The following is a 359-nucleotide window of genomic DNA, read 5'->3' on the forward strand; positions in this document are numbered from 1 at the left end:
CTACGATTTCGACACAGTTTTCCCTGTGTCGAAATCGTAGTGGACAGATGCAATACAGAACGAGTTGTTCGAGGACCCGGCGTCGATCGCGATTATGCTTGGCCACTTGAAACGACGCACGGTTTCGATACGACCGTAGACTTCACCCGGCTTATCGAACTGGTAGATGAAGTTGTGCGCATTTGGCCCGTTGACGAATGTACCCTGTGCAATAGTATCGGGATGGATAAATCGCGAGTGAACAGCAGGAGGATTCGCGCCCCAGTCACGTGCTGCCTTTTCTGGGTTAGCGGCGTACGCTGTAGCAATGATCTGAGACTGCCGCGTGTAAAACGGGTTCATCTCCCACGTTGCTAGGT

General features: G+C 52.4%; 1 protein-coding gene. It reads right to left on the reverse strand.

All coding sequences use genetic code 11. The features are described from left to right. On the reverse strand, positions 1-359 hold a 359-nt coding region (locus tag AC1RPK_RS07660; protein WP_481769338.1), incomplete at its 5' end, for a hypothetical protein.

The sequence above is a fragment of the Dellaglioa sp. CoH-55-MRSF-6 genome (genome assembly GCF_056782215.1).